The organism is Pseudomonas sp. 05N431 (genome assembly GCF_056397005.1).
This window is the reverse complement of the sequence record NZ_JBFTMN010000005.1, coordinates 151,555-177,118: the sequence shown is the minus strand read 5'-3', so window position 1 is coordinate 177,118 and position 25,564 is coordinate 151,555. Positions and strand designations below refer to the sequence as shown.

Here is a 25,564-nt window from a genome sequence, read left to right as displayed (position 1 = left end):
TGGTAGCAACCGGGGTGTAGGACGGTGCGGCGACCGTTGTGGCGAGGGAGCTTGCTCCCGCTCGGCGGCGCAGCCGTCGTAAACCGGGCGGTGCGGTGTGTCTGAGGAAATGAGGTGGCAGGGTTTGGGGCTGCTTCGCAACCCAGCGGGAGCAAGCTCCCTCGCCACAGTGGGAGCAATCCTACGGGATTTGCGGACGCTCAGATCGTTCCCATGCCCGTAGCAGCTGTCGAGCCTGCGAGGCTGCGTTCGGCTGCGGAGCAGTCGTAAAACCTGACACCGAGTTTTTCCAGGTAAACCGCATTTGCCGGATTACGACCGCTTTGCGGCCGAACGCAGCCTCGCAGGCTCGACAGCTGCTACGGGGATCGAGTCGTACTCAAGGGTGAGATCAAGTCGTCAGCTCTTGTTGTGATCAATATCCAGCTTGCTGAACGTCACTTTCCCGCCCTCGCTGGTGTACCCGGTGTTGTCCTGCACGTACACCCCGGCCTTGAAGTACAGCGGTTTATCGCGCCAGGTGGCGCTGATCTGGGTGTCCCATGAGTAGCCCGCGGCGCTGATGCCCAAGGCGCCGCCGGGGCTGAGGTGGATCAGGTAGGAGAAGCTCTGGTCCAGCTTCACGCCGGTGGCGATGGTGATCACCCGGCCTTCGCCATCGTCCGGGTGCATGCGCACCTTGGCCACGATGTTGCCGGTCGAGGAGCTGGTCTTGTACTGGTACTCGACTTTCACCAAGGGTTTTTGGCTGTTGTAGGCGTGGATCTGGCCGATGACGATCTTGCCCGAACTCGGCACCTGATTCACCGCGAGGGTCGCGTGCAGCAAGTTATCGGCTTCGGGGTAGAGCCAATTGCGCAAGGTGCCGTTGCTGTAGGTTTCGCGAAGCTCGGTGCGCGGGTAAATCGCGTTTTCCGTGCGAGAGCCGGTCACCGGTGCCCAGAAGAACAACGTGCCGGTGTCGGAGTGGAAGTATTGATCCTTGAAACCGTCCACCAGTTTGGCGGTATCAACGGTGTACGGTGGGCTGCCGACAGGAACACTGAGGTTCCAGGTTGCGAGATCGATCATCGTCAAAGCTTCCGCGAATGCTAGCTGCACGCGCGTACCAGAAGCTCTAGCACGCGCATTAGAGGGCAGTCTTTATAAGCGTAGAAGGTGTGCTTGTTAATGCCCGTCTGGCGGATAACTGGCGTCAATGCTCTGTCGAATGACCGGCTTTTCCGGTCTGGCTGACTCCGGCGCCGACCGTTAGTCGGAGTCTGGGGCTTTGACTCGGTGATGGCGCCATGACACCTACTGCTTTCGCAGATCCCGGTCTAGAGTGGAGTCGCAGTATTTGTCCGGTTTTTTCGACGGTACCCGCCTGACGTCACTACAAGAGAAGCAGCATGGAATGCGCGCAACCCAAGCCAGTTGAAGGCAGCTCAGTTCTACTCATCGTGGATGATTACCCTGAAAACCTGATCAGCATGCGTGCGTTGTTACAGCGCCAGGACTGGCAGGTGATGACCGCGGCTTCCGGCTTTGAAGCCTTGAGTCTGTTACTCGAACATGAAATCGACCTGGTGCTGCTCGATGTGCAGATGCCAGGGATGGACGGTTTTGAAGTGGCGCGTTTGATGCGCGGCAGCCAGCGTACCCGTCTGACCCCGATCATTTTCCTGACCGCCAACGAACAGTCCCAGGATGCGGTGATCAAGGGCTATGCCAGTGGCGCGGTGGATTACCTGTTCAAACCGTTTGACCCGCAAATCCTCAAACCCAAAGTCCAGGCCCTGCTCGAGCACCAGCGCAATCGTCGGGCCCTGCAGCGGTTGAGCCATGACCTGGAAGCCGCACGCGCTTTTAATGCCTCGGTGCTGGATAACGCTGCCGAAGGAATTCTGGTGGTGGGCGAGGACGGCCTGATCCGCTTCGCCAACCCGGCCATGTCCCGTCTGCTCAATGCGACAGTCACCGAATTGCAGGGCGCGGAGTTTGTGGACTTCCTGCAAAAACCGCACGTGCCGGTGTGGGCTGATTCTGACATTTATGCCGGTTATCAACGGGGTGAGACCTGGCGCGTGCACGATGCAATCCTGCGCACCGCGCCGGGTCAGCAAGTGCCGGTGGCGCTGTCCTGTGCGCCATTGCCGCCCGAACAACGAGCCATGGTGGTGACCGTGCTCGACATGTCGGTGGTGCGCCATCTGCATCAGCAGCTGGAGTTCCAGGCCGTGACGGATCCGCTGACCGGGCTGCTCAATCGCCGTGGTTTTTACCAGACTGCGGAAAACCTGCTGTTGCGCGGTGAGCGTTCCGACAGCGCGTGGGTCTTGTTGTACCTGGACCTCGATGGCTTCAAGCGGGTCAACGATTCCCTCGGTCACGATGCCGGTGACCGGGTGCTGCGTTGGGTGTCCGAGCAGTTGAAGGCCTGCCTGCGGCCATTCGATATTCTGGCGCGCATGGGCGGTGATGAGTTCACGGCGTTGCTCGATCTGGAGTTTCCCGAGCAAGCGGCGAAGATTGCCGAGAAACTCATCGAGCGAATCTCGATCTGTCAGCAGATTGAAGGGTTGGATGTGGTGCTCGGCGCGAGCATCGGCATTGCGACCTATCCCGATTGCGGTTCCAACCTTGACGGCTTGTTGCGCGCCTCAGACATCGCGATGTACGAGGCCAAGCGTGCCGGGCGTCAGCAATATCGTTTCTACGACCACGAAATGAACGGTCGCGCGCGCTCGCGGTTGATGCTCGAAGAAAGCGTGCGCACAGCCATCGAAAACCAGGATTTCAACCTGGTGTATCAACCCCAGGTGGCGATTGCCGATGGTCGCGTACGCGGGTTTGAAGCGTTGCTGCGCTGGCAGCATCCGAGTGTCGGCGATGTGCCTCCAGGGTTGTTTTTACCGCTGCTGGAAGAGGCGCGGCTGATCAGCCGTCTCGGCAGCTGGATATACCATCGCGGTGCCAAGCAGCGTAAAGCCTGGGAAACCCTGTTTGCCAAGGATCTGGTACTTGCTGTGAGTTTGAGCAGCACCCAGTTCGGCATGCAGAACCTGGTGACGGAGTTGCGTCAGGTGCTGGAGCGTCATGAGCTGCAGCCGTGTCAGCTGGAAGTTGAGATCACCGAAGATGCGTTGATACAAAATGTTGATGAGTCACGTAAACAGCTGCGTCTGTTGCGCCACCTCGGGGTGCGCGTGGCACTGGATGACTTTGGTTCGGGGTCGTGCTCGTTGGCGCATTTACGCGATCTGCAGTTGGACACGCTCAAGCTCGACCGGCACCTGATTGCCCGGATACCCGATTCGCCTCGGGATGCAGCGCTGGTGCGCAGTGTCATAGAGTTGTGCAGGGAATTCGGAATGCTGGTGATCGCCGAAGGCGTGGAGACCGTTGCACAGTATCGATGGCTTGAGGCCAACGGTTGCCAGTATGTGCAGGGGTTCCTGGTGGCCAGGCCGCTGATGGCCGAGGATGCCGGTGGCTTTGCGCAGCCGTTTGACTGGAGCGCGCTGACCGCCTGAATTCGCTACACTGGCGGTCTTTCGTCCCTCTGTTGTTGACCCATGACCGCGCTGAAGTACCTCCAGGCTTATCCCGCTGCCCTGCAAGATCAAGTGCGCCAGTTGATCGATCAGGATCGGCTGGGCGATTACCTGAGCCAGCGTTACCCGGATAAGCACGCGGTGCAGAGTGACAAGGCGCTGTACAGCTACGCACTGGAGTTGAAACAGGAATACCTGCGCAATGCGCCGGCCATCGACAAGGTGCTGTTCGACAACCGCCTCGACCTGACTCACCGCGCCCTTGGCTTGCACACGGCGATCTCGCGGGTGCAGGGTGGCAAGCTCAAGGCCAAGAAAGAAATTCGCATCGCCTCGTTATTCAAGGACGCCGCGCCGCAGTTTCTGAAAATGATCGTGGTGCATGAACTCGCGCACTTCAAAGAGTCCGATCACAACAAGGCGTTCTACAAGCTGTGCGAGCATATGCTGCCGGGCTATCACCAGCTGGAATTCGACTTGCGGGTGTACCTCACCTGGCGGGATATGCAATAGCCGATCTTTTAAACATGGAGCGGGTGAATGGACGTCAGCAAGACCAAGAGCAGCTTCTACCGCCGCCTGTACGTGGCGCACCTGATCGACAGCGGTCTGGCCAGCAATGTCCCGGCGCTCACCGAGGTCACCGGTATGCCACGGCGTACGGCCCAGGACACCATCGCTGCGTTGGCGGATCTGGATATTGTGTGTGAGTTCGAGCAGGAAGAGGGCGCGCGCAATCATGCCGGGCGTTATCGGATTATGAGCTGGGGGGCGATTGATCCGCGCTGGATCGAGCAGCATGTGCAGCAGATCAAAGCGGTGCTGGAATATCCCTGAGCTTTTGCGTTATTGCTGCTGACGCCATCGCGAGCAAGCTCGCTCCCACACTGATCTGCGACACGACGAAGATCCCTGTGGGAGCGAGCTTGCTCGCGATAGGGCCCTCAAGGACGACGCATCCCGATATGCGGAATGTCATCTTCCAGGTATTCCTCACCCACCATGACAAACCCATACCGCGCGTAATACCCCTGCAAATGTGCCTGGGCCGACAGATAGATCGGCACTTCAGGCCAGTATTTCTCAGCCTGTATCAAGGCCTGACTCAGCAACTCGTGACCCAGGCCCTTGCCACGGGCTTCTGGTGCGGTAATCACCCGCCCGATGACCACGTCACCGCCCTGTGAAATCGGGTCGAGCAAACGCAGGTAGGCCACCAGCCGCTCTCCGTCCCAGGCCATCAAATGGCAAGTGTCGCCTTCCAGATCCTGACCATCGATATCCTGATAAGCACATTTCTGCTCGACAACGAACACCTCTGCACGCAACTGCAAAATGGCATACAGCTGCTCTTTACCCAGATCGCTGTGGTGTTTGCAGACCCAATCAATTGTCATCTTCACACTCCTTGAACAACGTCGCTCCGATACTAAGCGTCCCGTTGCCGGATGTCTTGTGGCATAAAAAACTGTGACAAAGGCCAAAATGCCATCATTCATTTCTCGCGACGTTGTCTTCTTTGTGTAATCTGATTTTTAGCGGTTTGTTGTGGCTTCAATGAGCTACTGTTAGGGCCTGGGTTGTGGCCGCGATTCGGCACACCGGCCTTCGAGTTTTGGCTAAAAACACGCTGGGCTGCCCGCCCGCTAAGGATTTTTTAGCATGCCGCGATTGTATCGAGCTGTTGCTTTGATTGGATTGCTGTTGCTGAGCCAAATCGCCGCAGCAGAAAAACTGCGGCTGGTGGCCGATGCCTGGCCACCGTTTACCGATGCCACGCTGGTCAATGGCGGGGTGGCGACTGACATTGTCAGTACCGCGTTGGCGCGGGCCGGGTATGCCAGTGATTTCGAACAGGTACCTTGGGCCAGGGCTTTGCTGGGTGTAGGCGAAGGGCGTTACGACGTGCTGGTCAATGCCTGGTTCAATGAAGAGCGCACCCACATCGGGCAGTTTTCCAGCGAGTATCTGCTCAACCGGGTACGTTTCCTCAAGCGCAAAGACACGCCGATCGAATACAACAACTTGCAGCAACTGCACACCTATCCGGTTGCCGTGGTGCGCGGCTATGCCTATTCGCCCGAGTTTGACGGCGACGCGGCCTTGCAGAAAGTTCAGGTGCACAGCTTCCCCATGGCGGTACGCATGCTCGCCGCTGACCGGGTGAAGCTGACGCTGGAAGATGAATACGTCGCCCGTTATTACCTGGCGCGTGAATCACCCAAGGTGCGCAATGCCGTGGAGTTCCTGCCCAACCCTCTGAGCGAAAACAGCCTGCATATTCTGGTCAGCCTGAAGAACCCCGACCATGAGCAGATTGTTGCTGGTTTCGACCGCGAGATTGCAGCGATGAAGGAGGATGGCAGCTATGAGCGATTGCTCAGGCAGCATGGGATGTGAGAGTCCGGGTTGTGTGGTGTGGTGGATGACCCCATCGCGAGCAAGCTCGCTCCCACACTGATCTGCGACATGACGAAGATCCCCTGTGGGCGCGAGCTTGCTCGCGATGGGGACCTGACAAGCACTGAAAATCTCAATCCTCGCTCGTATCCTTGATCAAATGCGCCGCCAGCGTGCGCAACGGTCCCAGTTGCCGGCAGATCAACCCCAGTTGTGTTTGCACCAGCCGCTGACCTTCATCGATCTCGTCAGGCATTTGTTCGAGCCCGGCGGCCAGGGCTTCTTCGTCGTCGCTCTGAATCGCAATCGGTGATTTGCTCGCCAACCCTTGGGCGATTTCGTCAATGCTAGTCGCCAGACTGACACCAGCACCGCTGATCAGCTGCTCCCGAACGTCAGCGGGTAGCTGGATTTCGCGGTGGGCGCCGAGGCCCGAGAGGTAGCTGAGCAAGGTGTGGGAAAGCACCAGGAAACGGAAACCGACGTCAGCCTCCTTACGAAAATGCCCCGGCTCCATGAGCATGTTGGCCAAGGTGGTCGACAGCGCCGCATCGGCGTTGTGGGCATTGCGCCGAGCCAGTCGATAGGCCAGGTCATCCGTTTTACCGGCGGCGTATTGCTGCATGATCTGGCGCAGGTAAATGCTGTTGCAGGTCAGGGTGTTGGCCAGCACTTTGTTCAGACTGCGGCCCTGCCAGTCCGGCAGGAACAGCAGCACCGCGAGCCCCGCGATCAGACCGCCGAGCAAGGTGTCGAGCAGCCTTGGCAGGAACAGCCCGTAGCCGTCGCCGACCTGGTTGAAGCAGAACAGCACCATCAGGGTGATTGCCGCCGTCGCCAGCGTGTAGCGGGTGGTGCGGTTGATAAAGAACACCACGCCGGCGGCAATCGCGAAACTCGATTGCACCAACGGGTTGGGGAACAGATCGAACAGTGCCCAGGCCAGGGTCAGGCCGATCGCCGTGCCGAGGATCCGCTGACCGAGTTTGCGCCGGGTGGCGCCATAGTTCGGTTGGCAGACAAACAGCGTGGTGAGGATGATCCAATAGCCCTGCGATGGGTGGATCAAATGCACCATGCCATAGCCGACGGTCAGGGCCAGAGGCAAACGCAGGGCATGCCGGAACAGCAGCGAGGTCGGCGTCAGTTGCGTGCGCAGGCGCGTCCAGACGTCCTTGAGGTTGCGCGGCGAACGGTCGAGCAGGCTGCTGTCGGTGGCGTCGGCCAGACTGTCGGGGTTGCTTGCGTCGCTGAGCAAACGATCCAGGGTGCCGAGGTTGGCCGCCAGTGCGCGCAATGAACGCAGCAAACCGCGCCAGGCCGGGTTGCTCTGGATGCGCAGGTGTTCAAGGGAGGCGTGCAGGTCGCTCAGGGCTTCGGCAAAGCTGTCGTCGTAGACGAACGGCTGGCGCATCTGGATCGACTCGGCCAATGCCCGGCAGGCTTTGCCTTGCTGGCGCAGCAGGCGTTGGCAGCGGAACAGCACGTCGCTGTGGAAAAAGGCTTCGGCCAGGGCGTTGTATGGGTAGTGCGAAGAGCTGGCGCGTTCGTGGATGTCCTGGGCGAGGAAATACAGCTTCAGGTAGCGACTGACTTTCGAGCCTGGCCGACCGTTGCCGACCCGGTGCAGGATGATTTCCTTGGCGGCGTTGAGCGCCGCGACCACGCGACCATTTTGCTGCGCCAGTTCCAGTCGCCGGGCTTCGACGTCCATCTGGCGGATCGGCTCGAACAGCGACGATTTGAGCTTCAGGTAAAACCCCAGCTCGCGGAACAACCGCGCCAGGCTCTGTTGCACCGGCTGGTTGGAAAACAGCGCCTGCCACAGCACCGAGAGCAAGCCATACCAGGCAGCGCCGGCCACCAGCAACACCGGTTCATGCCAGAAATCAGTGACCGCGCCACCGCGCTGGTCCACACCAATCATGGTGTACACCGACAGGATCAACGTCGCCGAGGCAATCGCGCCATAGCGTTCACCCAAGGCTCCGAGCATGGTCAGGCCGAAACTGGCCAATGCCAGGGCGACTACGAAGATGTATGGGTAGGGGAATAGCAGTTCGACCGAGAACGCGGCAACGCTGAAGCACACCAGCGTCACGGCCAGCGCATTGAGACGGCCCTGCCAACTGTCGTCGGTTTCGGCCAGGGCGCTGGCGATAATCCCCAGGAACAGCGGGATCAGCAGGCCCATTTCATTTTGATACCAACACAGCGCCATGGTGCCGGTCAGGGCGATGAACACCCGCACGCTGTAGCTGAATTTATCCAGCGCCCAAAGGCGACGCAGAGTCTGACGAAACGAAGTCGATGGCATGAAGTGCGGAGGCCTTCCGGGGCAATGCAGCTAAATTGAGCCAGTAATGACGACGACGCAATGGCGCCGATCACATCTGACAGCAAAAACTGTTCCTAAGGATATCCACACATAACCAATGTGGGAGCGGGCTTGCTCGCGAAAGCGGTGTGTCAGGCAACTTGATGCCAACTGACACTCCCTCTTCGCGAGCAAGCCCGCTCCCACATTTGATTTGTGTACATCCTTTAGTTAGACGTACTGCGCTGCCGCGTAACCCGAGGCCCAGGCCCATTGGAAGTTGAAACCGCCCAGGTGCCCGGTGACGTCCAGCACTTCACCGATGAAGTACAGGCCAGGGCTTTTCAGTGATTCCATGGTTTTGGACGAGACTTCGTGGGTGTCGACGCCACCGAGCGTGACTTCGGCCGTGCGATAGCCTTCGGTACCGGCCGGGACCAGTGTCCAGCTCGCCAGTTTGGCGGCGATATCGGCCAGCTCGGCGTGGGTGTACTGCTTCATCGGCTTGGAGACGAACCAGTTGTCGGCCAACAGGTTGGCCATCTTCTTGGTGAAGATCTCGCCGAGCAGGGTTTTCAGCTCGCTGTTCGGGCGCTCGACTTGCTGCTGTTGCAGCCAGCTCGGTACATCGTGGTCGGGCATCAGATTGATTTCGACTGCGTCACCGGATTGCCAGAACGAGGAAATCTGCAAAATCGCCGGGCCGCTAAGGCCGCGGTGGGTGAACAGGATGTTCTCGCGAAAGCTCTGATCGTTGCAGCTCACCAGGCAATCCACCGACGTACCGGACAGCTCGGTGCACAGCTCTTTGAGCTGGTCGGTGATGGTGAACGGCACCAGGCCGGCGCGGGTGGGCAGCAACTGGTGGCCGAACTGCTTGGCCACTTGATAACCGAAACCGGTAGCGCCCAGGGTTGGAATCGACAGGCCGCCTGTGGCGATCACCAGCGATTCGCAGGTCAACTGGCCCAGCGTGGTTTCCAGCAGGTAGCCGTTTTCGATTTTTTCGATCTGCTGGATCGAGGTATCGAGGTGCAGGTTGACGCCGACCTGATCGCATTCGTCGAGGAGCATGCCGAGGATGTCGCTGGATTTGTTATCACAGAACAGCTGGCCGAGCTTTTTCTCGTGGTACGGCACGCCGTGCTTGGCCACCATCCCGATGAAATCCCACTGGGTATAGCGCGCCAGTGCGGATTTGCAGAAGTGCGCGTTTTGCGAGAGAAAATTGCTCGGCTCGGTGTACATGTTGGTGAAATTGCAGCGACCACCACCGGACATGAGGATTTTCTTGCCGGCCTTGTTTGCGTGGTCGAGCAACATCACCTTGCGCCCGCGCCCGGCGGCGGTCAGCGCACACATCAACCCAGCGGCGCCAGCGCCAATGATCACGACTTCGGTAGAGCGCAAAACGGTGTCCTCACACAAATTTTAAATTCACCGGTGGAGCAATGTGGGAGCGGGCTTGCTCGCGAAAGCGGTGTGTCAGGCAATTTGATGCCAACTGACACTCCCTCTTCGCGAGCAAGCCCGCTCCCACATTTGATCTCTGTCAGCCAGACGATCTTTTACAAAATCCGTACGCGCAGCGAGCGGCCTTTGATCTTGCCGTCGTTCAGGCGCTGCAAGGCTTGCTTGGCGATCCCGCGTTCCACGGCGACATAGGCCTGGTAGTCGAAGATCGCGATCTTGCCGACCTGGGCACCAGGAACACCGGCATCGCCGGTCAGTGCGCCGAGGATGTCGCCCGGGCGAACCTTGTCTTTACGGCCAGCGCCGATGCACAGCGTGCTCATGGCCGGCAACAGCGGGGCGCCGCCCTGGGAGGTCAGGCTGTCCAGTTGATCCCAGCTCAGCGGCGACTTCTGCAGTTGCTCGATGGCTTGGGCGCGATGGGCTTCGGACGGCGCGACCAGGCTGATGGCGATGCCTTTCTCACCGGCACGACCGGTACGGCCAACGCGGTGGATGTGGATTTCCGAGTCGCGGGCCAGTTCGACGTTGACCACCATGTCCAGCGCATCGATGTCCAGACCACGGGCGGCGACATCGGTGGCGACCAGTACTGAAGTACTGCGGTTGGCGAACATTGCCAGTACCTGGTCGCGATCACGCTGTTCCAGGTCACCGTGCAGGCCAACGGCGGAGATGCCTTTGGCTGTCAGGTGGTCAACGGTTTCCTGCACTTGCTGCTTGGTGAAGCAGAAAGCGACGGTGGATTGCGGGCGGTAATGGGCGAGGACCTTGACCACGGCGTCCATGCGTTCTTCCGGAGAAATCTCGAAGAAACGCTGTTCGATCTGCGTGTCGTCGTGGAACGCCTCGGCCTTCACTTGCTGCGGATTGCGCATGAACTTCGACGCCAGTTGCTTGATGCCCACCGGGTAAGTGGCAGAGAACAGCAGGGTCTGACGACGCTCAGGGCACTGGGCGATGATTTCTTCGATGGAGTCGTAGAATCCCATGTCGAGCATGCGATCGGCTTCGTCGAGGATCAGCGTGTTCAGGCCGTGGAGCACCAGCGAACCCTTGCGCAGGTGTTGCTGGATACGCCCCGGAGTGCCGACGATGATGTGCGCGCCGTGCTCCAGCGAGCCGATCTGCGGACCGAACGACACGCCACCACAGAGGGTCAGCACCTTGATGTTGTCTTCGGCGCGGGCCAGGCGACGGATTTCCTTGGCAACCTGGTCAGCCAGCTCACGCGTCGGGCAGATCACCAGTGCCTGGCAACCGAAGAAGCGCGGATTGATCGGGTTCAGCAGGCCGATACCGAAGGCAGCGGTTTTGCCGCTGCCGGTCTTGGCCTGGGCGATCAGGTCCATCCCCTTGAGGATCACCGGCAAGCTTTGCGCCTGGATCGGCGTCATCTGGGCATAACCGAGGGAGTCGAGGTTAGCCAGCATGGCGGCGGACAGCGGCAAAGTATTAAAAGCGGTGGCGATGGTGGTCACGGGACTGGCCTGCAAAACAAAATGTCGCGCAGTGTACCAGTCCCGCGCGCTCCACCTGCAAATTCTGGACGAATAGTCGTAGCCAATAGTCGTAGCAGCTGCCGAGGCACGAGGCTGCGTTGCGTGTCCGCAGGACCGCCCTCGGGGGGCTACTTCGTAGCCCAACGCAGCCTCGTGCCTCGGCAGCTGCTACAGGTTAGTGCTCGATATCGTGCTCGCGGCTGACCATCCGTCGGCCATCCTTTGGGGACAGCTGGGAAAAGATCGTCGCAGCCAGCATTGCCATGATCCCTACGGTCACAAAGGTCAGCTGGAACGCGCCCAGCACCGTGTCCACTCCATCATTGCCGACCTCCGCCGTGAAGCCGCCCAGCAGGGCGCCAGCGCAGGCGACGCCGAGACTCAGCGACAACTGCGCGACCACCGACAGCAGGCTGTTGCCACTGCTGGCGCTGGCGTCATCGAGGTCGATCAGGGTCACGGTGTTCATCGCCGTGAACTGCAACGAGTTGATCGCCCCGAGTATCGCCAGTTGCACCAGCAGCAACCAATAAGGCGTTTGTTCGCTGACCAGCCCCATGCTCGCCAGCATGATCCCCAGTGCCAGGGTGTTGCCGGTCAGTACGATGCGATAACCCAGACGCTCGATCAGGGGGCGCGCAATCGACTTGGCGAACATCGCCGCTGCCGCCAGCGGCAACATGCTCATCCCCGCCTGGGACGGCGAGTAGCCCAAAGCGACCTGTAGCAGCAACGGCACCAGAAACGGCAGGGCGCCGCTGCCGAGTCGGGCGAACAGGTTGCCGAGAATGCCCACGGCAAAGGTCCGGGTCTTGAACAGCGCCGGTGCGAACAACGGATTGTCGATGTGCCCGGCCCGCAGCCAATAAGCCGCCAGGCACGCCATGCCGCCGAACAGCAGCAACATCACCCGCAAGTGCGGCAGGTGCAGTTCGCCCAGGCCTTCCATGGCAATGGTGATCAGCACCATCGCCGCGCCGAACAGCAGGAAACCCAAGCCATCGAAGCGCGTGCGCTCAGAGCCGCGCAGGTCCGGGATGAATTTCCAGACCGCGTAGCAGCCGACCAGCCCGACCGGCAGGTTGATCAGGAAGATCCAGTGCCAGGTCAGGTATTGCACCATCCAGCCGCCCATGGTCGGGCCGATCAACGGCCCGAGCAGGCCGGGAATGGTAATGAAGCCCATGATCCGCACCAGCTCCGAACGCGGGTAAGCACGCAGCACCACCAGTCGCCCAACCGGCAACATCAACGCGCCGCCCAGCCCCTGAATCACCCGGGCGCCGACCAGCATGGTCAAGGTGCTGGAGAGTGCACAGAGCAAGGAGCCGAGGCTGAACAGGAGGATCGCGCCGAAGAAGATTTTCTTGGTGCCGAAGCGATCGGCAACCCAGCCCGATGCCGGGATCAGCAAGGCGACCGTGAGCATGTAGGCGATGACCACGCCCTGCATGCGCAGTGGGTCTTCTGCCAGGTCGAGGGCCATGGCGGGCAGGGCGGTGTTGAGGATGGTCCCGTCGAGGGACTGCATGAAAAACGCAATCGCCACCACCCAGGGGACCCAACGGGCGGTGATTGCATCAAGAGCCGGACGGTTGGGCATGGGACCTCGTGTGAGAGTGAAATCAGGTAGTCCGTGGTGGCTTCATCGCGAGCAAGCTCGCTCCCACAGGAACTGCGCGGTCCATGTGGGAGCGAGCTTGCTCGCGATGCTTTTTTACAGCGTCAACGTCAGGCGGCTGACCAGCGCTCCAGGCAATACCGCCGAGGCCGTGGCCCGCTGGCTGTAGGTGCTTGGCGACAGAATCAGTTCACGCTCACTCGTCAGCGCTTCCAGCTGCGAACCGAGCAGGCTGTAGGCGCTGTCATCGAAGCGCATGGTGCTGACCGGTGCCTGAATCTCGCCGTTCTCGACCCAGAAGGTCGCGAAGCGGGTCATGCCGGTCAGGCGTGCGGCCGGTTGATCCGAGTAGTTCAGGTACCACAGGTTACTGATGTACAGACCCGTGCCGAGCTGCTTGAGAATCTCGGCTTCCGGCAACGCACCGGCGGCCATGTTCAAAGCGCTTGGCGATTCACCGCCGCTGGCGCCGTTGGCCGTCAGGCCGTATTCGGCGGCGCTGCGCGAACCCACCAGCCGCTCGCCGGCCTTGCCCGCAACGATCAAGCCGAGATCGCTGCGCGGGTAGCCTTCGCCGGAAAACGCCGGACTCAGGGAACCACTGACTTTTTCATCCAGCGAGAGCAATGGGCTGAAGGTGCTATCACCCGCATAGAGCTTTTGCAGCGGGCTGCTTTTGCTGGCAATCGACTGCGCGGAGAAACCACCCCAGCAGAGCATGCCGACGATCTCTTCCAACGCGGCCGGCGCCAGATAGGCGCGGTACTGACCCGGCGCCAACGTACGCAGTGGCCGTCCCAAAAACTCCAATTGCTCGCGGGCCTGCTGGAAGCGTTTGGCGAAACCTTCGCTGTTCCAGTCGTGCCCGGCGTAGCTGGCTTTCACCGCTTGGCCGTTGGCGTGGAACAGACTGAAGTCGAAATTGAAGCTGTTGGCCTGATGCCAGCCAAAAGCACCGGACGAACTGGCGAACCCTCGGCTAATCGGCCCGGCGGCGTAGAAACCGACCAAGTCGAGACCTTCAGCGGCGCGGGCGATTTCGGCGACCACCCGTTCGGTATCCGGTAACGGGTGATCCTGCACGTTCTTGCTCTGCCAGCCCGTATGGTTGAGTAGCAGATACGGATCCTGCGGCAACAACGGCAGCGTTTCGCGCAGCTGTTGCAGACCTTCGGCCAGGCGCTGAAGGTCGACCTCGGGATCACCCGCGGGGGTGATGCTCAGGTCCGCATGCCGGCCGTCGTTGATCAGTTTGAAACCGACGCTGGCCTGCTGGACCTGGCCAGCCTGGCGCACCTTGGCGTGGTTGAAGCGTACGAAGGCCGACGATTCGGCAGCGTAGCTCAAGGTGAACTGCTCAGGCTCGCGCAGGGCACTGCGCAACCAGGCCACCAGTCCTTTGAATTGCTCGACCTGACTCAATGCCGTACTCATCAGGCGTCTCCTCCAAACACATCAATGTTGCTGAACACGCAGGCCGGCGAGGCATGGCCGACGCGGATCACCTGATTCGGTTCGCCCTTGCCGCAGTTCGGCGTGCCCAGCACCTTGAAGGTGCCGGCGTCGCCAACGGCGCTGAGGTTGCGCCAGAACTGTGCGGAGATACCCCGGTAGTTCGGGTTTTTCACCACGCCTTTGAGTTCACCGTTTTCAATCAACTGGCCCCACTCGCAGCCGAACTGGAATTTATTCCGCGCATCGTCAATTGACCATGAGCGGTTAGTCGACATCAGCACGCCGTGTTCGATACCGCTGATCAGCTGTTCGAGCGACTGATCGCCAGGCTCGATGTTGAGGTTGGCCATGCGGTCGATGGGCGGACGGTTCCAGCCGCAGGCGCGGCTGTTGGCAACGCCATCGAGGCCTGCACGGAACTGCGACAGCGCACCACCCAGCGGACGGATCAGCAAGCCTTCGCGGATCAGGAACTGTTTGCTCGCCGCCGTGCCGTCGTCGTCATGGCCGTAGCTGGCGAGCTGCTCGGGAATGTCCGGGTCGAAGGTCACGTTGAGCAGTTTGGAGCCGTATTGCAGGCTGCCGAAATCGCTGGTTTTGACGAAGCTGGTGCCGGCGTAGTTGCGCTCGTCGCCGAGGATGCGGTCCAGTTCCAGCGGGTGACCGATGGACTCGTGGATCTGCAGCATCATCTGGTCCGGCATCAGCAGCAGGTCGCGTTTGCCTTGCGGGGTGTTGGGGGCCAGCAGCAATTGCAGTGCCTGGTCGGCGACGTGCGGGCCGGCGCCGATCAGGCCGCAGCGGCTGATCACATCTGCGCCGCCTTGCTGGCCGAAGTTCTCGCGGCCCAGGCTGCGGGTCTGGCTGTCGTTACCGTCGTAGGCGGTGACATCCAGCCCAGGGTAGACGAAGCGTTGCGCCTGACGCAGTTCGGCGCCAGCGCTGTTGAGGTAAATCTGCTCGACATGGGTGATGCCAATGCTGACCTGCCAGTTCACCAGTCGCTCGTCCTTGGGCACGGCGGCGGATTCGGCGCCGAGCAGTTGGTAGCAATCGCTGAGGGACGGGAAGGGTTGTGCAAGATTCGGTGAAAGGTAATCGGCGCGATCGCTGGAAACCGGCTGCTGACGCAGGTCGAGCAGGGCATGGGCGGCAATCGAACGGGCCTGTCGTTCGGCGCGGTCGAGGGCGGCTTGCAGGCCTGATGGCGACAGGTCGTTGGTCGCGGCATAGGCCTCGACGCCATTGACCCGTGCAGTCAGCATCGCGCCTTCGTCACGACTCAGGCTTGGAGGCTCGGCAACGTTTTTGCGTACCGACAGGTACTGACCCGACTCGCGCACATAGCGCAGCGAAAAAAATTCAGCGCCCGTGCGCAAGGCAGCGAAACGCTGCTTGAGCTGGGGGTGGAAATCGAACATGCGGGGACCTCCTTGTGAGTGGCGGCGACCTCAAGGGCCTCATCGCGAGCAAGCTCGCTCCCACAAGGATTGCGCATAACCTGTGGGAGCGAGCCTGCTCGCGATGCTTTTGGCGGTTAAACCGGGCAACCCTTGGCGCGCAGGATGGCATCGAAACGATCCGGGTCCAGCGTTCCGGCTTCGATAGCCGCAAGCGTAGCCTTTTCCCGGGCCAGCAGGTCGTGGCACCGCACCAGCAGTTCCGGCAGTTCGCTGCGCGATGCAGCGACCACGCCGTCTCCGTCGCCAATCATCAAGTCACCCGGGGCAACCAGCATGCCGGCACAGGAAATCGGCACGTTGATTTCGCCGCCACCGTCGGTGCTCGGGCCACGGTGCACGCCGCCGATGGCGTAGGCCGGCAGTTCGCCGGTTTGCCACTCGTCGAGGTCACGCAGGGCGCCGTTGATCACCACGCCGACGATCCCGGCCTTGAGGGCCATGGCACGCATGATGCCGCCGAACACGGCGCGGGTCAGGTCGGCGCTGCCGTCGATCACCAGCACGTCACCCGGGCGGGCCATCTGCATGGCTTTGAGAATCATCAGGTTGTCGCCGGGACGCACGCGAACCGTCAGGGCACTGCCGAGCATCGGCGCATTGCCGTGGAAGGCCTTTAAACCCAGGCCACCGACGTTGCGACCCAGGCAGTCGCTGACGGCGGCGGCGGGGATCTTGCTGAATTCCTTCAGCCACTTCGGATCGAGGGGTTCTACGTTGGGATTGATCAGATAGCCGGTGGGCCATTTGCTCGAAGACACGACATCAAACATGAGTAAGCCTCGTGGCCAGCCAGGTGGCGGCTTGTCGATGGGGCGGGGGTGAAACGTTTGCGCGGTGACTAGAGTAGGCCTGCGCGGGGGGTGGGATCAAGGGTGAAGCGGTGTGGGAAGGATGTAAGGCGAGGAGAGGTGTGTCGTTTGGTAGAAAGCCATCGCGAGCAAGCTCGCTCCCACATTGGATTTGTGTCGAATCACTATTGAGTGTTCAACACAGATCAAGTGTGGGAGCGAGCTTGCTCGCGATGGCCGCGCTACGGTGTAACGGCTTACTGCGCCGTAGGGCCCACTTCACGCAACGGCTTGCCACGCACGGGGGCGTCGCCCGCGACGTAGTATTTGGCCTTGCTGCGAGGCAGTGGCTGACGACCGCGGATCTTGTCGGCGATTTTCTCGGCGATCATGATCGTTGGTGCGTTCAGGTTACCGGTGGTGATCAGCGGCATGATCGAGGCATCGACCACACGCAGGCCCTGCATCCCGTGGACGCGACCCTGGCCATCGACCACAGCCATTTCGTCGGTGCCCATTTTGCACGAGCAGGACGGGTGGAATGCGGTTTCGGCGTGTTCACGGATGAACTTGTCGAGTTGCTCGTCGGTTTGCACTTCGATGCCTGGGCTCAGCTCACGACCACGGAACGCGTCGAGTGCCGGCTGCTGCATGATTTCACGGGTCAGGCGGATGCCGTCACGGAATTCCTGCCAGTCTTGCTCGGTGGCCATGTAGTTGAACAGGATGCTCGGGTGCTGGCGCGGATCCTTGGATTTAACCTGGATGCGGCCACGACTAGGCGAACGCATGGAACCCATGTGTGCCTGGAAACCGTGCTCTTTCACACCGTTGCTGCCGTTGTAGTTAATCGCTACCGGCAGGAAGTGGTACTGAATGTTCGGCCATTCGAAGTCCGGACGCGTACGGATAAAACCGCCGGCCTCGAACTGGTTGCTCGCGCCGATGCCGGTGCCGTTGAACATCCACTCGGCACCAATGGCCGGCTGGTTGTACCAGAGCAGCGACGGGTACAGCGAAACCGGCTGGGTGCATGCGTATTGCAGGTACAGCTCCAAGTGGTCCTGCAGGTTCTCGCCGACGCCTGGCAGGTCGTGAACCACCGGAATGTCGAGGCTCTTGAGCAGCTTGGCCGGGCCGACGCCGGAGCGTTGCAGGATTTGCGGCGAAGCGATCGCGCCGCTGCACAGCAACACTTCTTTGCGTGCGCGGGCTTCAACGGGCTCTTCGGCGCTGCCCACCAGGTAACGGACACCGATCGCACGCTTGCCTTCGAACAGAATCTTGTCGGTCAAGGCGTGGGTGACGATGTTCAGGGTCGAACGCTTTTTGGCGATGTCCAGGTAGCCGCGTGCGGTGCTGGAGCGACGACCTTTAGGCGTCACGGTACGGTCCATCGGGCCGAAACCTTCCTGCTGGTAGCCGTTCAGGTCTTCGGTACGCGGGTAACCGGCTTGTACGCCTGCTTCAACCATCGCGTGGAACAGCGGGTTGTTACCGGCTTTAGGCGTGGTCACGCTGACCGGGCCTTCGCCACCGTGGTAGTCGTTCGGGCCGATGTCGCGGGTTTCCGCTTTGCGGAAATACGGCAGGCAGTCCAGGTAGGTCCAGTCTTCCAGACCAGGGTTTTTCGCCCAGCCGTCGTAGTCCATCGCGTTACCGCGGATGTAGCACATGCCGTTGATCAGCGAAGAACCGCCCAGGCCCTTGCCGCGACCGCATTCCATCCGGCGGCCGTCCATGTGTGGCTCCGGATCGGTCTCGTAGGCCCAGTTGTAGCGACGGCCTTGCAGCGGGAACGCCAGTGCCGCAGGCATTTGCGTGCGGAAGTCGAAACGGTAGTCCGGGCCGCCAGCTTCGAGCAGCAGGACGGTGACGCCTGCGTCTTCAGTCAGACGGGTCGCCAGGGTGTTACCGGCAGAGCCGGCCCCGATGATGATGTAGTCGTATTCGTGGGACATTGAATGCACCCTCTTTGAAGTTGGTCAGGTCAGGCCATGGCGAGTGCTGCGCACTCGATCGCGGCGGTGCGGCGATCCGACAAGCCACGCTCCCACATTGGAATGAGTACTCCTGTGGGAGCGGGCTTGCCCGCGAAGACGGCCTCGCGGGCAATACAAGACTCGGGGCTTAGAACACCGAGGCGTAATCGCCCAGCTCGACCTGTACCGATTTGATGCGGGTGAAGTTGTTCAGCGAGCTGATGCCGTTCTCACGGCCCACGCCCGACTGCTTGTAGCCGCCGACCGGCATCTTGGCGTCGGACTCGCCCCAGGCGTTGATCCAGCAGATACCGGCTTCCAGTTGATGAATCACGCGGTGAGCGCGGTTCAGGTCGCGGGTGACGACGCCGGCAGCCAGGCCGAACTCGGTGTCGTTGGCGCGGCGGATCACTTCTTCTTCGGTTTCGTAAGTGAGGATGCTCATCACCGGGCCAAAGATTTCTTCACGAACGATGGTCATCTCGTCGGTGCAGTCGGTGAACACGGTCGGTGCCACGAAGGCGCCTTTGGCGAATTCGCCCTGGGTCAGACGCTCGCCGCCGCACAGCAGGCGCGCGCCTTCTTCCTTACCTTTGGCGATGTAGCCGAGCACGCTTTCCATATGGGCGAAGCTGACCAGCGGGCCGAAGTTGGTGTTTTCGTCTTCCGGGTTGCCGACGCGGATGCGCGCAACGCGTTCCACGATCTTGGCTTCGAAAGCGGCTTTCAGGTGGCTCGGTACGAACACGCGAGTGCCGTTGGTGCAGACCTGGCCGGAGCTGTAGAAGTTGGCCATCATCGCGGTGTCGGCGGCGCGATCGAGGTCGGCGTCGTCAAAAATGATCAGCGGGGATTTGCCGCCCAGTTCCATGGTCACGTCTTTCAGGGACGAACCGGAAGCGCTGGCCATGACCTTCTTGCCGGTGTCGGTGCCGCCGGTGAAGGAGATTTTTTCGATGCGTGGGTGCTCGGTCAGCCAGGTGCCGACTTCACGGCCGCTACCGGTCAGAACGTTGAACACGCCCGCTGGCAGGCCCGCTTCGGTGTAGATCTCAGCCAGCTTCAGGGTGGTCAGGGACGTGACTTCGCTAGGCTTGAAGATCATCGCGTTACCGGCCGCCAGGGCTGGAGCGGATTTCCACAGGGCGATCTGGATCGGGTAGTTCCACGCGCCGATACCGGCCACGATGCCCAGTGGCTCGCGACGGGTGTAAACGAACGACGTGGTGCGCAGCGGGATTTGCTCGCCTTCGATGGCTGGCACCAGGCCTGCGTAGTATTCCAGTACGTCAGCGCCGGTAACGATATCGACGTAACGGGTTTCGGAGTACGCCTTGCCGGTGTCCAGGGTTTCCAGGGCGGCCAGTTCATCGTTGCGCTCGCGCAGGATCTCAACGGCACGGCGCAGGATGCGCGAACGCGCCATGGCGGTCATCGCTGCCCAGATTTTCTGGCCTTTTTCGGCGCTGACGACAGCGCGCTCAACGTCGGCGAAGGTTGCACGTTGCACTTTGGCGAGAACTTCACCGTTAGCCGGGTTGATGGCTTCGAAGGTGGCGTCGCCGCTGGCGTCGGAGTAACCGCCGTCGATGTAAAGTTTTTGCAGTTCGAAACGGGCCATAGTGTCCTCGCAAGTGCATTAGTTGTTGGCGTTAACCACTGGGCGTGCCGTAAAGCCTGGGCGACGCTGATCAGTAGCCGTTCAGGGACTGAGCGGTTATGTGTGCTCTAGCGCTCCTGCTTAGCCAGTTGGATATCCATATATTCGTAAGCGATTCGTTGCGCCTGCTCGGTGTCGAAAGCATCCCCCGACAGCGCGCCGCGCAACCACAAACCATCAATCAGGGCCGCCAGTCCGCGTGCTGCGCTGCGTGCCTGATCAAGCGGCAGCACCCGGCGGAACTCGCAGCACAGGTTGGAATACAGGCGGTGATCGTTGATCCGCTGCAACCTGTGTAAAGACGGTTGGTGCATGCTGGTTGCCCAGAAGGCCAACCAGGTTTTCATTGCCGGGCCATTGACCTGGCTGGCGTCGAAGTTGCCTTCGATAATCACCTGAAGATGAGCCCGCGGGCTGCTATCTCCCAGCGCCAGGCGGCGCGCGGTGACGTTCTCGCTGAGGACGCTCATCAGATACCGCATCGTGGCGGCGATCAGGCCATTCTTGTCCTGAAAATAGTGACTGATGATGCCATTCGAGACACCGGCCAAACGGGCGATCAGCGCAATGCTGGCGTCCCCCATCCCGACCTGATCGACGGCCTGCAATGTGGCTTCGATCAACTGCTGGCGGCGGATGGGTTGCATACCGACCTTGGGCATCTTGCACATCTCCTTAGGCCTCCCGGTGGACGAAAAACGGCTACCGGATTGAGAGCCAGTCTATTTTGTTTTGATTGAACGTTCAATCAACAAAGAATAAGATCTGCGACAAATCGTCGCTGCCTACGGGTTTTTCCTACGTGTGGTTGGCGGAAAAACGACATCTGAAAATGCTCGAAACCCACACGGGGCATGCTGCGAACCGATTTCAATGGACGTGTTGAATGGGCAAGACGCTCAGGGTCATGTGCGGTGTCATGTACGCGCACGCGATCTTTGAGGTCGGTTTTCAACACTGCTACTGCGGTTTCGGGCTTTTTTCGGGGTGTCTTTATATCACCCGCTGGTCGGCTGCCAACTAATCGATTGGTCGGGTACTGCTTTGCCTTGTGTCTTTCTCTCGCACTGCCTGGAGCATCTGTGCAATGAGTTCTGCCTCTCTTATAAAGACCCCACCCGATAAGGTGACGGTCAACGGTTGGGTGTTCTACACCTCGACCGCATTGATCCTGCTGCTGACCGCCATCCTCATCGCCGCGCCGCAAGAAGCCGGGAGAATGCTGGGGATTGCTCAGGCCTGGTTGTCGCGCAGCTTCGGCTGGTACTACATGGTGGTGATCGCCGCCTATCTGGTATTCGTTGTCGGTCTGGCGTTCTCGTCCTACGGCAAGCTCAAACTGGGCAGCAAGGACGACACCCCGGACTTCAGCTATGGCGCCTGGGCCGGGATGCTGTTCTCGTCCGGTATCGGCATCTCGCTGCTGTACTTCGGTGCATCCGAACCGTTGGATCACTACTTCAATCCGCCGGAAGGCGTGGCGGGCAGCAACCTGGCAGCGCGTCAGGCGGTGCAACTGACGTTCCTGCATTGGGGCCTGCATGGCTGGGCGATCTACGCCTTGGTCGGCTTGGCCGTGGCGTACTTTGCATACCGTCATAACCAGCCGCTGGCGTTGCGTTCGGCGCTGTATCCGCTGGTGGGCGAGCGCTGGGTCAAAGGCGCGGCCGGTCATGCGGTGGACGGCTTTGGCATGTTCGTAACCCTGCTGGGTCTGGTGACCAACCTGGGGATTGGTTCGCTGCAAGTGTCGTCGGGTCTTGAGAACCTGTTCGGCATGGAGCACAGCAACACCAACCTGCTGATCGTGATCATCGTGATGAGCACCGTGGCGACCATCGCTGCCGTGTCGGGCGTGGAAAACGGCATCCGCCGTCTGTCCAACCTGAACATCGTGCTGTTCAGCGGCCTGCTGATTTTCGTCCTGCTGTTCGGCCCGACCCTGCACCTGCTCAACGGCTTCGTGCAGAACATCGGCGACTACCTGAATGGCGTGGTGCTGAAAACTTTCGACCTGTATGTGTACGAAGCCGACAACGCCAAATCCGAGCGCTGGTTGGGCCTGTGGACCCTGTTCTACTGGGCCTGGTGGATTTCCTGGGCGCCATTCGTAGGCATGTTCATCGCGCGTATTTCTCGCGGTCGTACCGTGCGTGAACTGGTGGCCGGCGTACTGCTGATTCCGCTGGGCTTCACCTTGGCCTGGTTGTCGATCTTCGGTAACTCGGCGCTGGATCTGGTGATGAACCACGGGGCGGTGGAACTCGGGAAGACGGCGCTGGAACAGCCGTCCATGGCGATCTATCAACTGCTTGAGCACTACCCGGCGTCGAAGATCGTGATCGGCGTGTCGATTTTTGTCGGTTTCGTGTTGTTCCTGACCCCGGCCGACTCTGGCGCGGTGATGATGGCGAACCTGTCCTGCAAGGGCGGCAACGTCGACGAAGATGCCCCGCACTGGCTGCGGATCTTCTGGTCGGTAGTGATCACGCTGGTGACCATCGGCCTGCTGTTCGCCGGTAACTTCGAAGCCATGCAAACCATGGTCGTGTTGGCCGGTCTGCCGTTCTCGGTGGTGCTGGTGTTCTTCATGTTCGGCTTGCACAAGGCCATGCGCCAGGACGTGCAGATCGAGCAGGAACAAGCCGAACTGGCGGCGCGTGGTCGTCGTGGTTTCAGCGAGCGTTTGACCCAGCTGGACCTGCAGCCGAGCCAGTCGATCGTTCAGCGCTTCATGGACAAGCATGTCAGCCCGGCGTTGGAAGATGCGGCGGCGCAACTGCGCACTCAGGGTCTGGATGTTCAAACGCTGCTGGGTAAAGCCAAGCGTTGCATGGGCGTGCGGATCGAGATGGAAGAGGGCAACCCGTTTGTCTACGAAGTGAGCCTGGACGGCTATCTGGCTGCGCCGAGCGAGTCGCCGAACCCGGATGAAGCGCGCACGCGTTACTACCGCGCCGAGGTATACCTGCACAACGGCAGCCAGGAGTACGACTTGATGGGCTTCACTCAGGATCAGATCACCCGTGATGTGCTCGATCAGTTTGAAAGCCATCGGCAGCTCCTGGGCCGTGTCTATAGCTAAGACTTGATAGGTCGCGGTGTTTCTCTCTGAAGCACCGCGTCGTGTTCTTCGCGAGCAAGCCCGCTCCCACATTCGACCGCATGTTTCTGATAGAACTCGGTCACCTGTGGGAGCGGGCTTGCTCGCGAAGGGGGCATCAGCGTCGAAGCCCCTTTACCCGCTATCCCGATAAACAAAAACGCCGCGATCCTCTCGCGGCGTTTTTGTGTCTGCTGTCTTACCCCAGGTTCTTGCCGAGCAGCGCGTGGTACAGCTCGCTGTCGCCGAGAATCCCCACCACTCGATTGTTGTCGTGCAGCACCAGCTTGTTGCCGGTCTGATAACGAATCTGCAGCGCGTCGCGCATGCCGATGTTCGAATCCACCAGCGTTGGGCGACGGCCCAGGCCTTCCACTGCTTGCCCCGGTACCCAGTTCTGCAGGTCCAGGCTTGAACCGTTCTGGCGTGCACCTTTGATGGTGTTGCCTTCGGCCAGGTCCAGCCACGAGTCGCCGCCCGGATCCAGGCATACCGAACCGTTGATGCGTTTGCAGTTGTCCAGCGTGCGCATCAGGCTGCGACCGCACAGTACGTTCAGCGGGTTGGTGTGCGCGACGAAGGTCCGCACGTAGTCATCGGCCGGGTTGAGGACGATTTCTTCCGGCTTGCTGTACTGGATGATCCGGCCGTCTTTCATGATTGCGATACGGCTGCCGAGTTTCAGTGCTTCATCGAGGTCGTGACTCACGAAGACGATGGTCTTGTGCAGCTTGCGTTGCAGTTCCAGCAGTTCGTCTTGCAGGCCCTGGCGAATCAGCGGGTCAAGTGCCGAGAAGGGTTCGTCCATCAGCAGGATGTCGGCGTCCATCGCCAGCGCACGGGCCAGGCCCACACGTTGCTGCATACCGCCGGAGAGTTCGTCGGGCTTCTTGTTGCGCCATTGGGCCAGGCCCACCAGTTCGAGCTTGTCGTCGACCAGCTGGCGACGTTCCTTCTCTGGACGGCCCTGCATTTCAAGGCCGAAGCTGATGTTCTCGCGCACCGTCAGCCAAGGCATCAGGGCGAACTTCTGGAACACCATGGCGATGCGCTTGGTGCGCATCATTTTCAGCTCTGCGGGGGTGCAGGACGCGATGTCGATCTGGCGGCCTTCATGCTCGACGAACAACTTGCCACGGCTGACCGTGTTCAAACCGTTGATGCAGCGCAACAGGCTGGACTTGCCGGAGCCGGAAAGGCCCATCAGCACGCAGATTTCGCCTTTCTCGATGTCCAGGCTGGCTTTTTCAACGCCAACGATTTGCCCGGTTTTCTTCAGGATCTGGTCGCGGGTCATGCCCTGATCCAGCAGCTTGAGCGCCTCGCGTGGATCTTTGGAGAAGATAACGTCGACGTTATCGAAGCGGATTATGCTCATGCGTCACCCCCTACTTTAGCTTCGGGTTGTTTGCAGATACGGTCGAGCATGATCGCCAGCAGTACGATCGCCAACCCGGCTTCGAAGCCCAGGGCGATATCAGCAGTGTTCAGTGCGTTGACCACGGGTTTGCCCAGGCCGTCGGCGCCCACCAGTGCCGCGATCACCACCATCGACAACGACAGCATGATGCACTGGGTGATACCGGCTGCGATGCTTGGCATGGCGTGGGGCAGTTCAATACGCGAGAGCAGCTGACGGCGCGAGCAGCCAAAGGCCTTGCCGGCGTCCATCAGTTCTTGCGGCACATCGCGGATACCCAGGTAGGTCAGGCGGATAGGCGCGGCAATCGCGAACACTACCGTTGAAATCAGACCCGGGACCACACCCAGACCGAACAGGGTCAGGGTAGGAATGAGGTACACGAACGTCGGTACGGTCTGCATCAGATCGAGCACCGGACGCATCAGCGTGTAGAACATCGGTTTGTGCGCGGCGACGATGCCCAACGGCACGCCGATGATCACGCAGACAAAGGTGGCGAACAGCACCTGAGCGAGGGTTTCCATGGTTTCCTGCCAGTAACCCAGATTGAGGATCAGCAGGAAGGAGGCGATGACGAAAGCGGTCAGGCCCCATTTGCGTTGGATGAAGTGAGCCAGCAATGCGATCAATCCGATCAGTGCCAGCGGGTTGAACCAGGTCAGCGCAAACGTCACGCCGTGGATCATCGTTTCCAGTGTCGTGGCGATCGCATCGAATGTGCTGGCGCCGTGTTGCGTCAACCATTCAACGAAGGCAGCGATGTACTGGCCTAAAGGGATTTTCTGATCAATCAGCATGGTAGTGAACGTCCGCATGCGAGGAAAAAAACAGCCCGGGCGAG

19 protein-coding genes are annotated in these 25,564 nt (G+C 60.5%); 5 read left to right on the top strand and 14 right to left on the bottom strand.

All coding sequences use genetic code 11. The annotated features are described in order from the left end of the window. Nucleotides 1-399: 399 nt before the first annotated feature. Nucleotides 400-1,071 (bottom strand): polysaccharide lyase family 7 protein, encoded by a 672-nt coding sequence (locus AC1DIG_RS11550; protein ID WP_477767412.1) that lies wholly within the window; start codon nucleotides 1,069-1,071, stop codon nucleotides 400-402. A 320-nt stretch (nucleotides 1,072-1,391) separates the two neighbouring features. Here AC1DIG_RS11550 and AC1DIG_RS11545 point away from each other — a divergent pair, with 320 nt between their 5' ends. Genes AC1DIG_RS11545 through AC1DIG_RS11535 form a run of 3 tightly spaced genes read left to right on the top strand, consistent with a single transcriptional unit; the run spans nucleotide 1,392 to nucleotide 4,373 of the window. Continuing rightward, the gene (locus AC1DIG_RS11545; protein WP_477767411.1) at nucleotides 1,392-3,515 is read left to right on the top strand and encodes a putative bifunctional diguanylate cyclase/phosphodiesterase; all 2,124 of its coding nucleotides are present in this window, start codon (nucleotides 1,392-1,394) and stop codon (nucleotides 3,513-3,515) included. A gap of 42 nt (nucleotides 3,516-3,557) precedes the next feature. Beyond that, nucleotides 3,558-4,049, top strand: a complete 492-nt coding sequence (locus AC1DIG_RS11540; RefSeq protein WP_019694032.1) for a M48 metallopeptidase family protein — start codon at nucleotides 3,558-3,560, stop codon at nucleotides 4,047-4,049. Between the two features lie 27 nt (nucleotides 4,050-4,076). Further along, a complete protein-coding gene (locus tag AC1DIG_RS11535) occupies nucleotides 4,077-4,373 on the top strand; it encodes a winged helix-turn-helix domain-containing protein (RefSeq protein WP_477767410.1) in 297 nt (98 codons plus the stop codon). A gap of 107 nt (nucleotides 4,374-4,480) precedes the next feature. On the opposite strand, the gene AC1DIG_RS11530 is transcribed toward AC1DIG_RS11535, so the two are convergent. Beyond that, nucleotides 4,481-4,933, bottom strand: coding sequence for a GNAT family N-acetyltransferase (locus tag AC1DIG_RS11530; RefSeq protein ID WP_477767409.1), 453 nt, complete (start codon nucleotides 4,931-4,933; stop codon nucleotides 4,481-4,483). A 265-nt stretch (nucleotides 4,934-5,198) separates the two neighbouring features. Between AC1DIG_RS11530 and AC1DIG_RS11525 the strand changes: the two genes are divergently transcribed. Beyond that, nucleotides 5,199-5,936: a substrate-binding periplasmic protein gene (locus AC1DIG_RS11525; protein WP_477767408.1), complete on the top strand. Its 738-nt coding sequence runs from the start codon at nucleotides 5,199-5,201 to the stop codon at nucleotides 5,934-5,936. A gap of 133 nt (nucleotides 5,937-6,069) precedes the next feature. Here the strand turns inward: AC1DIG_RS11525 and yccS are convergent, their stop codons facing one another. The 10 genes from yccS to betI all read right to left on the bottom strand — a co-directional run bounded on the left by yccS (nucleotide 6,070) and on the right by betI (nucleotide 20,859). Then, nucleotides 6,070-8,253, bottom strand: coding sequence for a YccS family putative transporter (gene yccS, locus AC1DIG_RS11520; protein WP_477767407.1), 2,184 nt, complete (start codon nucleotides 8,251-8,253; stop codon nucleotides 6,070-6,072). Between the two features lie 231 nt (nucleotides 8,254-8,484). After that, a complete protein-coding gene (locus AC1DIG_RS11515; RefSeq protein WP_477767406.1) occupies nucleotides 8,485-9,663 on the bottom strand; it encodes a BaiN/RdsA family NAD(P)/FAD-dependent oxidoreductase in 1,179 nt (392 codons plus the stop codon). Between the two features lie 158 nt (nucleotides 9,664-9,821). After that, nucleotides 9,822-11,159: an ATP-dependent RNA helicase DbpA gene (gene dbpA / locus AC1DIG_RS11510; protein WP_427533416.1), complete on the bottom strand. Its 1,338-nt coding sequence runs from the start codon at nucleotides 11,157-11,159 to the stop codon at nucleotides 9,822-9,824. Between the two features lie 244 nt (nucleotides 11,160-11,403). Continuing rightward, on the bottom strand, nucleotides 11,404-12,831 hold the full coding sequence (gene mdtD / locus AC1DIG_RS11505; RefSeq protein WP_477767405.1) for a multidrug transporter subunit MdtD: 1,428 nt from the start codon (nucleotides 12,829-12,831) through the stop codon (nucleotides 11,404-11,406). 114 nt (nucleotides 12,832-12,945) lie between these two features. After that, complete coding sequence (locus AC1DIG_RS11500) at nucleotides 12,946-14,283, bottom strand: TldD/PmbA family protein (protein WP_477767404.1); 1,338 nt, start codon at nucleotides 14,281-14,283, stop codon at nucleotides 12,946-12,948. After that, nucleotides 14,283-15,725, bottom strand: coding sequence for a TldD/PmbA family protein (locus AC1DIG_RS11495; RefSeq protein ID WP_477767403.1), 1,443 nt, complete (start codon nucleotides 15,723-15,725; stop codon nucleotides 14,283-14,285). The genes AC1DIG_RS11500 and AC1DIG_RS11495 overlap by 1 nt, the downstream gene beginning before the upstream one ends. Nucleotides 15,726-15,841: 116 nt before the next feature. Beyond that, nucleotides 15,842-16,537 carry an RraA family protein gene (locus tag AC1DIG_RS11490; protein WP_019694022.1) on the bottom strand — a complete coding sequence of 232 codons (696 nt, stop codon included), beginning with the start codon at nucleotides 16,535-16,537 and terminating at the stop codon, nucleotides 15,842-15,844. Between the two features lie 275 nt (nucleotides 16,538-16,812). Next, the gene (gene betA / locus AC1DIG_RS11485) at nucleotides 16,813-18,516 is read right to left on the bottom strand and encodes a choline dehydrogenase (RefSeq protein WP_477767402.1); all 1,704 of its coding nucleotides are present in this window, start codon (nucleotides 18,514-18,516) and stop codon (nucleotides 16,813-16,815) included. A 169-nt stretch (nucleotides 18,517-18,685) separates the two neighbouring features. After that, the gene (gene betB, locus AC1DIG_RS11480; protein WP_477767401.1) at nucleotides 18,686-20,158 is read right to left on the bottom strand and encodes a betaine-aldehyde dehydrogenase; all 1,473 of its coding nucleotides are present in this window, start codon (nucleotides 20,156-20,158) and stop codon (nucleotides 18,686-18,688) included. A gap of 107 nt (nucleotides 20,159-20,265) precedes the next feature. Then, on the bottom strand, nucleotides 20,266-20,859 hold the full coding sequence (gene betI, locus AC1DIG_RS11475) for a transcriptional regulator BetI (protein ID WP_477767400.1): 594 nt from the start codon (nucleotides 20,857-20,859) through the stop codon (nucleotides 20,266-20,268). Between the two features lie 482 nt (nucleotides 20,860-21,341). Here betI and AC1DIG_RS11470 point away from each other — a divergent pair, with 482 nt between their 5' ends. Then, the gene (locus tag AC1DIG_RS11470) at nucleotides 21,342-23,282 is read left to right on the top strand and encodes a BCCT family transporter (RefSeq protein WP_259740050.1); all 1,941 of its coding nucleotides are present in this window, start codon (nucleotides 21,342-21,344) and stop codon (nucleotides 23,280-23,282) included. A 217-nt stretch (nucleotides 23,283-23,499) separates the two neighbouring features. Here the strand turns inward: AC1DIG_RS11470 and choV are convergent, their stop codons facing one another. Then, nucleotides 23,500-24,678 carry a choline ABC transporter ATP-binding protein gene (gene choV / locus AC1DIG_RS11465; protein ID WP_477767399.1) on the bottom strand — a complete coding sequence of 393 codons (1,179 nt, stop codon included), beginning with the start codon at nucleotides 24,676-24,678 and terminating at the stop codon, nucleotides 23,500-23,502. After that, nucleotides 24,675-25,520 (bottom strand): choline ABC transporter permease subunit, encoded by an 846-nt coding sequence (gene choW / locus AC1DIG_RS11460; RefSeq protein ID WP_427534632.1) that lies wholly within the window; start codon nucleotides 25,518-25,520, stop codon nucleotides 24,675-24,677. Before choW ends, choV begins: the two co-directional genes overlap by 4 nt. Between the last annotated feature and the right edge of the window lie 44 nt (nucleotides 25,521-25,564).